The following is a 13729-nucleotide window of genomic DNA, read 5'->3' as shown; positions in this document are numbered from 1 at the left end:
TCTAACTTTTACTTTTTTTTCTCTGTTTCTGTTTGATAGTCAAGTATAAGATTATTCCAATTAGAAACATTACTAAACAGATCAATACAATCATCAACCAATTTATAGTATCGTCAATAGTAACGTCCTTTCTATTAAATGTACGTGCATCTTCTGGACTAATGGAGAAATTCCGTTCCCACTCCCATTCCTCATCTCCAGATGTCGCTTTTAATTTTAGAACATAGTCCCCGCTTTGGAATTTATCCCCTTCCAATGAAATTGGAAAACTAAAGTTTGAATTAGGGGCCATTTGCATCTGCTCTTCACTAGCTTCATATAGAATTTCACTTTCACCAGATTTTTGAACCGTTGCTTCCACAGAGAGTCGATTAACAAATGCTGGCATGATATTTTGAATCGACGCACTAATCACATTACGGTAATTCAATTGATCAGGGTATACATCTATCAATTCAAGTTCAGGTTTGATGGAGTCCCTAGAGTTACTTACTACTACACCAATAACATAAGAAAACTCATTTCTAATAGCCACCCCTTCTTCGCTTTTATTGTCTACTTCCTTCTCATCTTTCACTTCAGATATACGTAAACCACCAGCTAGTAATCCTTGAAACTTTTCATTTGGCATATGTAAAACCAACTCGATTTTTTTTGTTTCATTACCTTCCAAAATAATTTCTTCTACTGGATCAATAAGGTCCTCTATTACATGAGTCAATGTTGGATCTTTATCTTTGGCATCTTTTCCATACTCTACAACTCCATGAACGTTAGTGTAAGCTGTATGTGGTGTTATTTTCACTCGAATTTGTTCACTATTTGTGTTCTGTAGTTCTAATATTAATTTTTCTGTATTTCCAGGATTCAAATTCAAATCAAAATAGTTATTCTCTTTTGATACTTGACTTTCTGGAAGTTCAGGTGTTACGTAAAAATTTAAATTTGACTCATCTGCTCTCACCTCTATAGAAGAAAGAAGAATTATCAATAAAACTAGAATTATAGATGAATATCTTTTCATCATTTTACTTAAAGATAACTTAATCATGTAAATTCTCCTTTTAAAAAACAGCGCTACAAATTTTTGTAACGCTGTTAAAAGTTTCTAGATATATACAGGCAATCGACTTAGGCATCTTCCCCAGGTGTTGTAGTTAATTCCCAATTTAAAGTCGATGTATAAGTAGTAGCATCTTTAGCTGTTGATCCTGGTACGAAAAGTTTAATTGCTTCATTTTCTACCACGTCATTCTCGGGATCAAAATCTTCATCTGCAAATTGCTGATTCAATGCCTGCTGATTCCCCCAAACAACTGAAGAAGCACCTGCACCCTTACCTTGGTTCGCAGTCATAACTGGACGTGCTCCTTCTCCAGGAATTAATTTAAGTCCTGCTGAATGAGATTCCGGAGCATTTTCTGCATTGATCCCTTCGTATTGAATACGAGAATTTACTAACTCAATCTCAGCACCAGTTAAAACATCGTTTTGAGTTTCTGATTCGAAATCGCTCAAACTTACTTGTAAATCCCAACCAGCGTTAGTACCCCGTAGGTCTTGAACTTGTGCAAAACTTACATAAGGAACCTCACCAGAACCATCTGATAAATTAGCCATTTCTGCAACCATATTGTATGTTTGATCCTGATTTGAAATAACCTGTGTACCGAAACTCATTGTTGGCGCCATTACAATTGACAATGGTCCAGTAGTCCCAGGAACAATTGGGTCAATATCTACTTCTGGTGCTTCTGGTCCTGTCTCAGGATTAATTACTTCTAAATCACCATCTCCAGCTCCAGAAGATCGAAATTGCACTTTACCTTCAGTTGTTACTTCTCTTGTTTCTTGCGCAAATACTGCGGTTGTTCCAGTTGCCAAAATAGTTGTAGTTAATGCTGCAATGGTTGCTAATCTTACAAGTTTCATTTAATAAATCCCACTTTCTCATTTATATATATTTGATATTTTTTTTTATTCCACAAAAGAATCGTTGTACTGATTATGAATATTCCCGCCCACTTCAACCATAAATTGTCTGTATCATTTGTCTTCGGTAATAATCCATCAGATTTTTGGGGATCATTTGTGGGTGACTTTACAATATTCTCCGGCGGGATAGGATCTGGTGTTCCAATTGGTTCATACACACCAGTAAAACCAATATTCCCTTCTGTCTCAATCGATCTAACTTCTCTTGCATAAGTGTTGCCGTAAGGTAGTAAAGAAAACAGAACGATAAAAACTATTATACAAAAACCATGATTTTTTTTTCTCATACTTATCCCTACTTAAAAATAATAAAATTTATAATCTGCAGATTACTTGCTTAGTCTAACAACGATTTGTTTTTTCGTCATAACAATTATTGCGTACCCTTACGAAATTTTTTTATCTTCTGATTTTTATAAATACGCTAGAATGTATTTTACAAGATAGCTAATATATCTGAAATAGGAGGATAAAGTAGATATGAATCAATTTCAATTTCAATTTGTGATCAATAAACAACTCATTAGAATAATAAAAATACTTGATCAATTCCAACATGTTTCAACTTGTAGCGCTATCGAACTATCTAAAATTGTGGGAGCCTCGCACAGAACCATTTTAGGGGACATAAAAGAGATTAAAGAATTTTTTGATGATAGTATTATTCTAACTTCTTCGAATGCTGGATATATTTTTCGTATAGTTAATAAACCTTTATTTCTTGAAAAAAAAAGAAAATTAAGCGAAAAAGAACCATTGTTTCAAATCATTGAAAGTATTTTTTTTAGTGATATTTACTCGTTAAACGAATGGAGTGAGAAGCTTCATTCAACCAAAACATCATTGATACGATACATTGGCCGAATTAATCCAATATTAAATAGATATGGGATCGAACTATCTACTAAAAAGATTGATTTTATAGGTAATGAGATAAACATTCGTCAATTTTTTCATGATTTTTTTTATGAATCTGATATAACTCCCCATAGTGCTTTTCCATCAATTGCTACCCAAGAAATCATAATGGAATTAAAAACGAGTCAGTTCTTTAACGAACATTTGAACATCCCCTTTTTTCACTTTAACTATATTTTATTTATTACTTTAGAAAGATATATAAAAGGAAAAACCGTCAATAATTATTTGAATGAATTCATAATTTCAAAAATGAGTCTCTCCAAAAAAATTGAGAATTCAGATTTTTATCATTTAAAAGAACTGGTTAAAAAGTTTTATAATACGGAGTTAAGCGATTATGAACAAATTTATATCTATTTCTACATGTTTACAAGCCGATCGATAGTTTCTTTGGATGCAGAAAAAAAATTTATTTATCAGTTTAATAATTGGCCTGAAACAAACTCATTAGCTACCCAATTTATTAACCTATTTGATATATCAGACGAGCAGAAAAAAATTAGCCTGACTTTATTTCATGCATTTTTTGTAAATCTATTTTTAAAGCACAGCGTTTCTCCCGTCCTGATTCAAAATCTAAGCACTATTTCTCATCATGCAAGTAAAACATTTCAAGTTTTATATGCAATTTGTCATAATTATATTAAAGATAATATTAGTGATATATTATGCTTAAATGAAAAGCAAATTGAAGATGTTAGTGCTGATTTAACTCTATATACGGATGCTATAAAAAATAAGTATTGGATAAAAAAAAAAAAATTCTCTTTATTTTCGAAGGAAATCAATACATAGTTGGAAGTATAAAAACTAGAGTCAAAAAGTATTTTAATCAACATCACTATCTATATTTTCCTAACCTCAAAGAATTAGACTTACAATTTATTGATAAGAATCAATTTGATGTTGTTATCACCAACTATATTGAATGTATAGATCAACTTGACCTCAAAATTCCCTATATTATATTTGAACCGATTCCTACCGCTGCAAATTGGAGGGAATTATTTAGATTTCTAGACTCTGATTTAGGAAAAATTATTTTTGTATAACAAGTTAAATTATTTGTCTTTTATTGCAAACAAATAATTTTAGCTCTAATTATACGGCTCCTCGTTAAGTAAGGACTGATGAGCATGCAAAATCAAATTCTGAGGCAGAATGAATCTCATTCTGTTTCAGATTTTTTTGTTATTTCAGTTTGATCAGTTGAATGATAAAACATTCTGATTTGCGTGTTTTAAACCGATTCAAATCCGTAAGATATGAGCTTCATTGTCTTTATAAGGATATTCTTAGATTCTATTTTTCCATTAGGGTTATGTTTTACAATATGAAATTGAGCTATCACCCATTTCGCATTTAGTAGAACACGTTTGGTAAGTTGGAAGTAGGCTGTATTCATGTATGTAACTAAAAATTACACTTCTTCAGGGTTAATGTAGCTAAGGAGATAGATACTTTGTTCTTCGGGTGATTTGCGTGTAAATAAAATGTCAATTATTTTCCCTATCTCACCATTTGCGAAATAAAGCTCATTTTATCCTCAGTGGAAGTATGATAACGAACTTCATCAACTTCAACACTAGAGGTAGAATCCTCTTGGAAGACTTTATTAAATAGCTTTTTAACCTTTCAATACACGAATTACGATTGTCATAGAGTTCTAAAAAGAATACCTTTCCAGTTATAGTGCTTCTTTTTTAGGCGCACAATCATTGACATGTGCTTATATTATTCAATCCGTACAGCAGTTTCTTTCTTATCAATTTCCCCTACAATCGATTTCTCATTTCAATCTACCACTGAAAAACTAATATTTTTACATGCATATGAAGCAGGTAAGAGAGCCGCGTCGACTATTAATGTCTTTTTCTTCTGAAAAGTCTCATAATAAATCTCTGTAATCATCAAATTTTTATCTACTAATCTCAGTATTTTTTAGAACATTTATATAGCGTATCCCCTTCTCCTTTCTTTATTTTGTCGTAATTTAATCATATTAGAGAACAATATGTTTTTTACTATCTAAATTGAAAAATGGGGTTGAAGAATCAGATCTGATTCTTCAATCCCATAAATTATAGAGACAACAAAAGTGTATTTTAGTTTTTCGCTGTTTAAGTTCAAAAATTTGTTTAAACATTTTAAATATTCTATACTGAATTAATTATTCAAAACACTACATATTTTAAATAAATTCTGCAATAAGGAGGTAGCTGATTATGAATCAATTCCAGTTTCATTTTGTGATTGATAAGCAACTTATTAGAATGGTACAGATTTTAGATAAATTTCAGCAAGGATCCAGCTGCAGTGCTACAGAATTAAGCGAATTTACGGGTGCTTCTCATAGAACTATCTTAAATGATATAAAAGAAATAAAAGATTATTTTCATGACAGTATAGTGCTAGATTCTTCTAATGTTGGTTATACCTTTCATATTAAAAATAAACAAAAATATCTAGAAGAGAAAAGATATTTAAGTAAAAAAGAACCACTTTTTAGAATAATCGAAAGTATATTTTTTAACGAAATATATTCTTTAAATGAATGGAGCGAAAAACTTCATTCAACTACTGCTTCTCTTGCTAGGTATATAGATCGAGTCAAACCTATTTTATCTAAATATCAATTGTATATCTCTACTAAAGAGGTTGATCTCATTGGAGAAGAATTAAATATACGTCAATTTTTCCATGATTTCTTCTATGAATCCGACATAACTCCACACAGTGTGATTCCGTCTATTGAGGTTCAAGAAATTGCTGTAAGTTTGAAGAAAGATCATTTCTTTCAAGAATATGCAAAAACTTCTTTTTTTGATTTCAATTATATTGTATTTATTACCCTAGAACGATTTAAAAAAGGGAAAATAATAAATGAATTTTCAAAAAACAAGCTATTTATGAAAAAAGAATTGATAAAACATATGAAAACAGTAAATCTTTTTCATGTAAGAGAAATGATTAAGCATTTTTATGATGTAGAATTAACAGACGAAGAACGAACTTATATATATCTTCTTTTAATTAGTCGACGATCGATAGAGTCTGTGCGTGCCGAAAAAATATTCATTGAACGTTTTAATAATTGGCCGGAAACTATTTATTTAGCTGAAAAGTTTACCAATCTATTTAAACTTTCAAAGGAGAAACAGACATCTTCTAAAGTATTATTCCAATCCTTTTTTACTAATCTATTTCTTAAGCATACGATTTCTCCTATATTAACTCAAAATCTTAGTACTATCTCTTACCATGCAAATGAGACATTTCCAATCTTATACACAATGTGTTTAGAATTTATAGAATTAGAAGTTGCTCCTATCCTAAAATTGACTATTGAACAAATTCACGATATAAGCGCTGATTTAACATTATATACAGATGCAATTAACAATAAATACTGGTTTCTCAAAAAAAATATTTTGATACTCCTTGAAGGAAACCAATTTATTGTAGAAAGTATACAAACTAGAATTTCCAAGTATTTTACAAATCATCATAGACTTTTCTTTCCTGGTATAACTGAGTTAGACAATCTATATTTTAATACCCAACAATTCGATGTTGTAATAACTAATTACATTGAATTTATAGAACAATTCGATATTCAATCTCCTTATATCTTGTTTGAGCCTATCCCTACTACCTCCAATTGGAAAGAGTTGTTTAAACTTTTAGACTCTGATTTAGGTAATATTCTATTTTAAATGAATAAAGTAAAATCAAATTTTTTTTAATTCTCGCTGATATTAGTTTTTGTGTAGCGAAAACTATATTTTAAAATATAGTCAAAACCAGCTAAGTATAATGCTTAACTGGTTTTTTGAAACATGTTCTTGAATAAGGAGCCTAGTTCTAAGAATTTCTCTAACCCTAAGTATAAAGGTTTTGGTGCTCTCAACCTCATTTAGGATCTCATATAATTATTTTTATTAGTCATTCTATTATCATAATAAATTCATGTCCTAATACTGCTATGCCTATTACTAATATATTAAACAATACTATCTGCTATATATTCACCCAATTTACAGGGAAATAAGTGATAAGCTAATTAAAGGTAAGATTAAGGGAAGACCCGCTACTCTAATAAAATTTGAAATCTTACAAAAATAACCTATAAACCATAGAACTACTAGCACTCCTAACCCTGTTTATATAATGACGTATAAATATGAATTGAATAGTAGTGTTCCCAAAAACAATCGAGATTTTTTTTAATATTCATCAAATGATAATTAAATATTTTTACATTTTTTTAGTCAATACACTTATATATTGACTCTCTATCTATTTTCTGTAACCCCAAATAGCATTTCTAATTTTCTTCTTTTAATGCTAACTTGTAGTGATATAAAAAATAAAAACTGAAACAGACCCTTTTAAGGTCTGTTCCAGTTTACTTTTATTAAAATAATCAACGGTTATATAAAATTAAATAGCCTCAAGAAAGAACATTTGCGCATTCCTGTGAACTGTTCCTGACGAATGCAACCTTTCTATTTTAACGGGGGTTGAATCATTGGGATTATAATTATGAACGTCCCATACCATTGAAGGGTTTATCCAACTACGTATAATGAATAAACCATTAGGAAGGGGTTCAAGTAACCATAAATCATGATCCTTCTTTTGATCAGATGTTCCTGTTGGATGAACAGTCCGAAGGTTACCGACTCCTGATTCACCTGTCCAAAATATAGGAGCACCTCCAGATACCTGTGAAGTGATACGGTATGCGTTCTTCTCTGGCACATAACTAATAGTATTAGAGCGAATAAAGTTTGCTACTTGACCAGTCAGAGAAGTTCCCAAATGACCACTTGTAACTGCTAATGTTCGATTTAAATGTGGTCTAATAGCTTGAGTACTCAAATTAGGAAGAACATTATTAAATTCTGGTCGTGTGAATTTAATAGCCCTGATATTATTTCCAGTTATATTACGAATATCCATTCTCTCTCGATCGTTGGAATTGCCTGTTAGATAAACAGTTGATGAGTCTTTATCTATTACTACCATGGAATGGTAGTAATCTCCGCCTGTATTGTGTTGCAATTGAATTACATCACCTATTTCTAAATCTCTGTGTGCATTCAAGGTACTAGGCTGAATTATTTCTTGAGATTCTTTCCAAAAATTATAAAAATATGTCACATTTATCCATGCTACAGAACTGCTATAAGTTGAAGGAGAATCCCCACTTTTATAGCTGTACCAAAAATTAGGATCCATATTTATAGGAATATCTGGTACTTTGGCTGGTGCAATTTTATTGATTCCGCCTGCGAGTAACAGTTGAGACGTATAATTCACACAGTTAGCATCTGGAAAATTAGGAAAGTCTGGATTACGATTATTCCACCATTTACTAGCGTATTCTTGTACTGCGCTCGGATTCACAAAAGAAGGCATTCGTGAGATTGTTCTTGAAGTAGAGCCTTCTTGATTTTTTATTGCTAACTCCATATCTTCAATTGTTTGTTCATAAAAATCGTCATCTTGAAGCGTCATATTATTTATATAACCAGACATGTATATAACAAGATTGGAATAATTTTCTTTGGTAGCTAATTCTTCATCTTGATTATACATCAATTGATTAATCAAAAAACTTTGATATTTTTGTGTTCCAGGAGTGATGGTTGGATCATTTAGATATCTCGTTAGTTCCTCTTCAAGGTCTTGCATATTTATGGAAGAACTCGCTTTTACCTGTAAAGGACCAGCTAAAAGTGAAACAAATAAAACAGTTATGAATAGCAAAAATTTCATATAATTTTCCTCCTAAATATTCTTATACTATTCTCACTATGAGTTTTCAATTACAAAAATATGTTCACTCAGTCTGTTTGAAATTATATTATCAAAGTGATTTACATCCTATAGTCCGCTTTTTTATTTCCACTAAAACATTAGTAGTTTCAATAAATTCATAAAAAATAATAGTCGTATTCAGTTTCTTAGACAGATAAACAGCGCTATTCTAACTATCTATAATAAATTTTACTGAACATCATCCTAAATATCAAACCAATAAAGTTTGTATGACAAGAAAAATTTGTTTTGAAATAAGAACTAAAAAAAAGTAATATATATTTGATAGATTTGTTAAATTAAATAGTTCTTTATACCTCAAAAATATAGGGTTATAGATATGATATTCCTCCTTTTTCAGGATATTTGATTGATAAATAATCAATACACAAGCAACTTACTTCCCTAGCAAGAGTATTCACATCAATTAATAGATCCACTAATTGATGTGAACACTCTTGTTTTTTGACTCTTATCTCTATTATACCTAGTCACTATTTTACTAGCTCTTAGATATACTACTAGCCCCTCTAAATAAATTTTACTAAGTAATTACGGGTTAATTATTTTAACAAATTATAAGAGAACTAAAATTAGTTAAAAAAGATTAAAAAAAAAATTTTTTTTGGAAGCGCTATCTCCTCCGTGATACAATAAGTTTGCAACATAATTACTGACTATCTTAAAAAATAATAAAAGGAGGCGTCATCATGAAAAAAATTATTTTCTCACTTGTTTGTTTTTTTGGCTTCTTATCACTAGGATTATTAGGACCAAAAGTTCAAGCATCCGCAATACTCCCAGAAAGTACAAGTTCTATCACAGATGTTCCGATCAACACTCCACGTCTTATGTTGTCTGTTAACACGAACAATGATTTTAACTCTATGCTGTACTTGAATCAAACAAAATACGCTGGTTGGTATTATCCAACAATGCAAACACAGAGAGAACCATGGTATGATCAAATTGTTTTTGAAAAATCACCTCGAGGAGTATACATTCGAGTATTACAATCAAAAGAAAATGATAACAAATTATACTTTAATATCTCTAACAGAGGATATGTTTATCTAGATAGAAGAGAGAATGCCAGAGAGTTTTCTGTGACCAAGCTACCACCCACAAACAATTTATATTATGATACCTTCAGAGTGACAGATCTATCTACAGGCCAGTCCTTGGGAATTTATAATAATTATATTACTATCGGTTCAGGTACTATTCCAAGAAACTGGATTTTTGTTTAAATTTACGGAAAGCATTTATAATAAATCTATTTTTGTCTAGTCTTGCTTTTTTAATTTTTAGATGTTCCCAGACCAAAAAGTCCAAAAAGAGTATTTAGAAAATGATCCTTTTCTAAATACTCTTTTTTTTAAAACAGACATATTATATAAACAGATTTCATTTACCTGAAAGTCTAAGCCCATACACAAAATAAATTTTCAATCAAAGCCAACTCCTTTTTTCGTACACAGAATACCATATTTTCTAAACAATCTTTTTTATAGTCATATTTTTATATTACATTAAATACCAGCGAATAGTTGTTTTTTTGCACTCAGCTCATTTCTAAAAAATTCCTTAAAGTACGTACGATAGTCGGTTTCAACAATTCGTAAGATTTCTTTTGCTTCGATTGATTAACGGTGAAATTATTTCAATTGAATTCATCAATGTTTCTTGTGCTTTTTAAATTTCGCTATCTTGTATTTTAGTTCCTCTGTTCCACGTATTCCGTAATTTAACGATAACCCTATTGCAGAACTATATTCATAGATTTCACCACTTATCCATACCCTTGGATTTCAGCATGACATACTTTCTCACTATGAAATTTCTAATTTCCTATAGATATCTCTTAAGTTAGATGTTTATGTCTAACTTAAGAGGGCTCACTACATGTTTATTTTTCACTTATTTCGATTGATTTTGTCTTCCAAATTCTAATTCCTTTATCAATTTCAGCAACCAGTAACACGCATATTCCTGCAAGAATTGTTACTCCCCATTCTAAAATCGTCAGTCCTTCTGTATAAAAAGCTACTTGCATAAATGGAACATACGTAAGAATCACTTGGAGCACCAACATAATCCCAATAATAATAAACGCCATCGGATTTGAAAAAAAATCTATTGAGAAAGCTGATTTGGCAGTTCTAATATTAAATAAATAGAAAATTTTACACATGACAATGATATTCACCATCATTGTACTGGCAGTTGCTTGATTAGCTCCTTCGCTAATTAGCCATTCATAAGAAAATAAACTAATTAATGCGATGATCACTGATACGTATGCCATCTGAAAAATATCATGGCGGTTTAATAATGAGTCACCTGTTTTTCTTGGTTTTCTATTCATAATACCTGATTCTGCAGGTTCAAATATGAACGCAAATTGAATCGTAATAGCCGATACCATGTTAATCCATAATAACTGAGTTGGTTGTAACGGTAGGTCTCTTTGCATCATAATAGTAAGTGCAATAATTAAGCCCTCTGCAAAAGATGTGGGTAATAAAAATAAAATACTCTTTTTGATATTGTCATAAATTCTACGTCCCTCTAGAATAGCGACAGACATTGTTGAAAAATTATCATTTGTCAAAATCATATCTGCAGAGTCTTTCGCAACATCTGTTCCTTTAATACCCATTGCTACACCAATATCAGCTCTTTTTAACGCAGGCGCATCATTCACTCCGTCTCCTATCATCGCAGTTACTTTTCCGTTTTTCTGAAGTGCCTCCACTATTTCTAATTTATTCTTTGGTGTAGTACGAGCAAAAACTTGATGATTTAAAACAATATTTTCCAATTGTTCAGGTGATAATTCATCGATTTCCGGACCTGTAATAACATTAATTTCTGATGCTAAGCCTAATTTTTCAGCAATGGTTTTAGCTGTTAATGGATGATCACCAGTAATCATTTTTACATCAACACCTGCTTTTCTCATGTCTGCTAATGAGCCAATGACTTCTTCACGAGGTGAATCTATAATTCCTGCTAAACCAATAAGATGAACCCCCTCAAGCAATAAATCATGTGTTACTTCATCTATACTAGATGGAACTTTCTTATACCCAACTGCGACTACTCGTTTGCCTTGTTCAGACAAGACTTGGACAAGATGGTTCCATTTTTCTAATGGAAAATCCTCTTCTATCGATTGAGACATAGGAAATAATTTATCTGGAGAACCTTTGATAAAGAGAAGATGCTCTCCTTGTTTATTTTCTACTAATTTTGCTATATAACGATAATCAGAATCAAAGGGCAACATGTCAAGTTCTTTGAAATCGGGGTGTTGATTGTACGGAAATATTTTGTGATACAGGGTTAAAAACGATCCGTCTGTTGGTTCTCCGTTAATCCCCCAAATACCATCATTATGAGTTAATACAGTATCGTTGGCCTCGAATCCGGCTTCCAAAAATAGTTTTAAATGTGGTGTTAATTCTGCTGGTGAGCCATTATCCATAATATTACCTTCAGGTTCATATCCATTTCCAGAAACTTGGTAATGACTCTCATCGATTAAAATATCTGTCACAGTCATTTCATTTTTCGTTAGTGTTCCTGTTTTGTCGGTGGCAATTACATCTACAGATCCAAGTGTTTCTACAGCAGGTAAAGTTTTGACTATCGTATGCTTGTTTTTCGCCATATCACTAACACCCTTCGCTAACACAACAGATGTTGTAGCTGGTAAACCTTCTGGAATAGATCCTACAATCATTGTAACTACTGCTAAAGATAAAACTGATAATGAATATGTTTCAAAAAACAGACTGAATACAAATAGAAAGACAGCTACGCCCATTATCACACAGGTAATTCCTTTGCCTAGTCCATCAATTTCTTGCATCAAAGGAGTTTTTCTTTCACTTACATTATTCACTTCCCTTGAAATTTTACCTATCTCCGTATTGTCACCAGTTGCAATCACCACACCTAAACCACTTCCATTGGTTACTGAAGTCGAAGCATATGCTATATTCAAGCGCTCAGCTAAAGGTGTTTTTTCATTCAATAAAGCTTCTGATGTTTTTTCAACTGAATCTGTTTCGCCAGTCAAGGCAGACTCTTGAATTCTTAGGTTATCAGTATCAACAATTCTTAAATCTGCTGGTATGTTATCGCCAGCTTCTAAGAAAACAACATCCCCAATGACTAGTTCCTCAGCGGGTATATCTATTCTATTTCCATCTCTGTAAACTGTAGTTTCAGAAGACAGCATTTCCTTAATTCTTTCTAATGCATCAGATGCATTAGACTCTTGGTAATACCCTATCCATGCATTAACAACAATAACTAACCCAATGATTACAGCATCTGAATAATGCCCAATAAAGAAAGTCAATAATGCTGAAAAAATTAATATATATATAATAATGTTATTAAACTGCCTAATTAATAATTTCCATTTAGGCGTTTTTTTATTTTTCAATTTATTAGGACCATTTTCTTTTAGTCGCTGGGCAGCATTTACTTTATCTAACCCTTGTTCTAAATCATCTAGTCCATATTTTTTTTTGATTTCGGATATTGTTAATAGATAGTCAAAATTATACATCTAATACTCCTCATATTTATAGAATTTTTTTACACAAATAGGCACCTTACCCTTTCAACATGGCAATGCGCTAATGTAAAACTATTCTTTTAAATAATAAGGAACTATAGGAAAAACCGTCGAATCACTTTCGTCCGAACTATCTGACAATATTACCACACCTCCACATTCAATTTGAACTACAATGCTATCAAAGAGATTTCACATTGTCAAATTGCATGATATTCTAAATAAGAAAATTGCTATTTTATCTCTACGAATAATTTTTTAAAAGATAGAATATAACAACAGTATAAAAATACAATATTATGATTTGTAAAAACAGACTGTACTTACTTAGATTTCCAAATAAAACAAACTAACTGTTATATGAAACACATATAACTAAGAGAAAATCAATTT

Annotated in this window: 8 protein-coding genes and 1 pseudogene; 3 read left to right on the top strand and 6 right to left on the bottom strand. The window is 31.2% G+C overall.

Annotated elements, in window-relative coordinates; translation table 11 throughout:
• Position 1: 1 nt before the first annotated feature.
• The 3 genes from ACH0AK_RS01975 to ACH0AK_RS01965 all read right to left on the bottom strand — a co-directional run bounded on the left by ACH0AK_RS01975 (position 2) and on the right by ACH0AK_RS01965 (position 2282).
• Positions 2 to 1051, bottom strand: coding sequence for a WxLIP family cell surface protein (locus tag ACH0AK_RS01975; protein ID WP_347082528.1), 1050 nt, complete (start codon positions 1049 to 1051; stop codon positions 2 to 4).
• A gap of 80 nt (positions 1052 to 1131) precedes the next feature.
• Positions 1132 to 1932: a WxL domain-containing protein gene (locus ACH0AK_RS01970; RefSeq protein WP_347082526.1), complete on the bottom strand. Its 801-nt coding sequence runs from the start codon at positions 1930 to 1932 to the stop codon at positions 1132 to 1134.
• A complete protein-coding gene (locus ACH0AK_RS01965; RefSeq protein ID WP_347082524.1) occupies positions 1929 to 2282 on the bottom strand; it encodes an LPXTG cell wall anchor domain-containing protein in 354 nt (117 codons plus the stop codon). The genes ACH0AK_RS01970 and ACH0AK_RS01965 overlap by 4 nt, the downstream gene beginning before the upstream one ends.
• A 193-nt stretch (positions 2283 to 2475) precedes the next feature.
• On the opposite strand from ACH0AK_RS01965, the gene ACH0AK_RS01960 reads away from it, so the two are divergent.
• Positions 2476 to 3711, top strand: coding sequence for an AcpB/EbpR/MafR family transcriptional regulator (locus ACH0AK_RS01960; protein ID WP_347082523.1), 1236 nt, complete (start codon positions 2476 to 2478; stop codon positions 3709 to 3711).
• Between the two features lie 526 nt (positions 3712 to 4237).
• Here the strand turns inward: ACH0AK_RS01960 and ACH0AK_RS01955 are convergent.
• A pseudogene (locus tag ACH0AK_RS01955) lies at positions 4238 to 4579 on the bottom strand (transposase); the annotation flags it as partial.
• A gap of 562 nt (positions 4580 to 5141) precedes the next feature.
• Here ACH0AK_RS01955 and ACH0AK_RS01950 point away from each other — a divergent pair.
• Entirely contained in the window at positions 5142 to 6632 is a 1491-nt protein-coding gene (locus tag ACH0AK_RS01950; protein WP_499796709.1) for an AcpB/EbpR/MafR family transcriptional regulator, read from the top strand.
• A gap of 727 nt (positions 6633 to 7359) precedes the next feature.
• Here the strand turns inward: ACH0AK_RS01950 and ACH0AK_RS01945 are convergent.
• Positions 7360 to 8700, bottom strand: coding sequence for an amidase domain-containing protein (locus tag ACH0AK_RS01945; protein ID WP_499796708.1), 1341 nt, complete (start codon positions 8698 to 8700; stop codon positions 7360 to 7362).
• Between the two features lie 752 nt (positions 8701 to 9452).
• Here ACH0AK_RS01945 and ACH0AK_RS01940 point away from each other — a divergent pair.
• Positions 9453 to 9992, top strand: a complete 540-nt coding sequence (locus ACH0AK_RS01940; RefSeq protein WP_347082517.1) for a hypothetical protein — start codon at positions 9453 to 9455, stop codon at positions 9990 to 9992.
• Between the two features lie 659 nt (positions 9993 to 10651).
• On the opposite strand, the gene ACH0AK_RS01935 is transcribed toward ACH0AK_RS01940, so the two are convergent.
• Positions 10652 to 13327: an HAD-IC family P-type ATPase gene (locus ACH0AK_RS01935; protein WP_499796707.1), complete on the bottom strand. Its 2676-nt coding sequence runs from the start codon at positions 13325 to 13327 to the stop codon at positions 10652 to 10654.
• Positions 13328 to 13729: the final 402 nt, after the last annotated feature.

Source organism: Enterococcus pernyi (assembly GCF_045371165.1).
Taxonomy (GTDB): domain Bacteria; phylum Bacillota; class Bacilli; order Lactobacillales; family Enterococcaceae; genus Enterococcus_B; species Enterococcus_B pernyi.
Note: the sequence above shows the minus strand (reverse complement) of the source record. Positions and strands in the feature narration are given on the sequence as shown.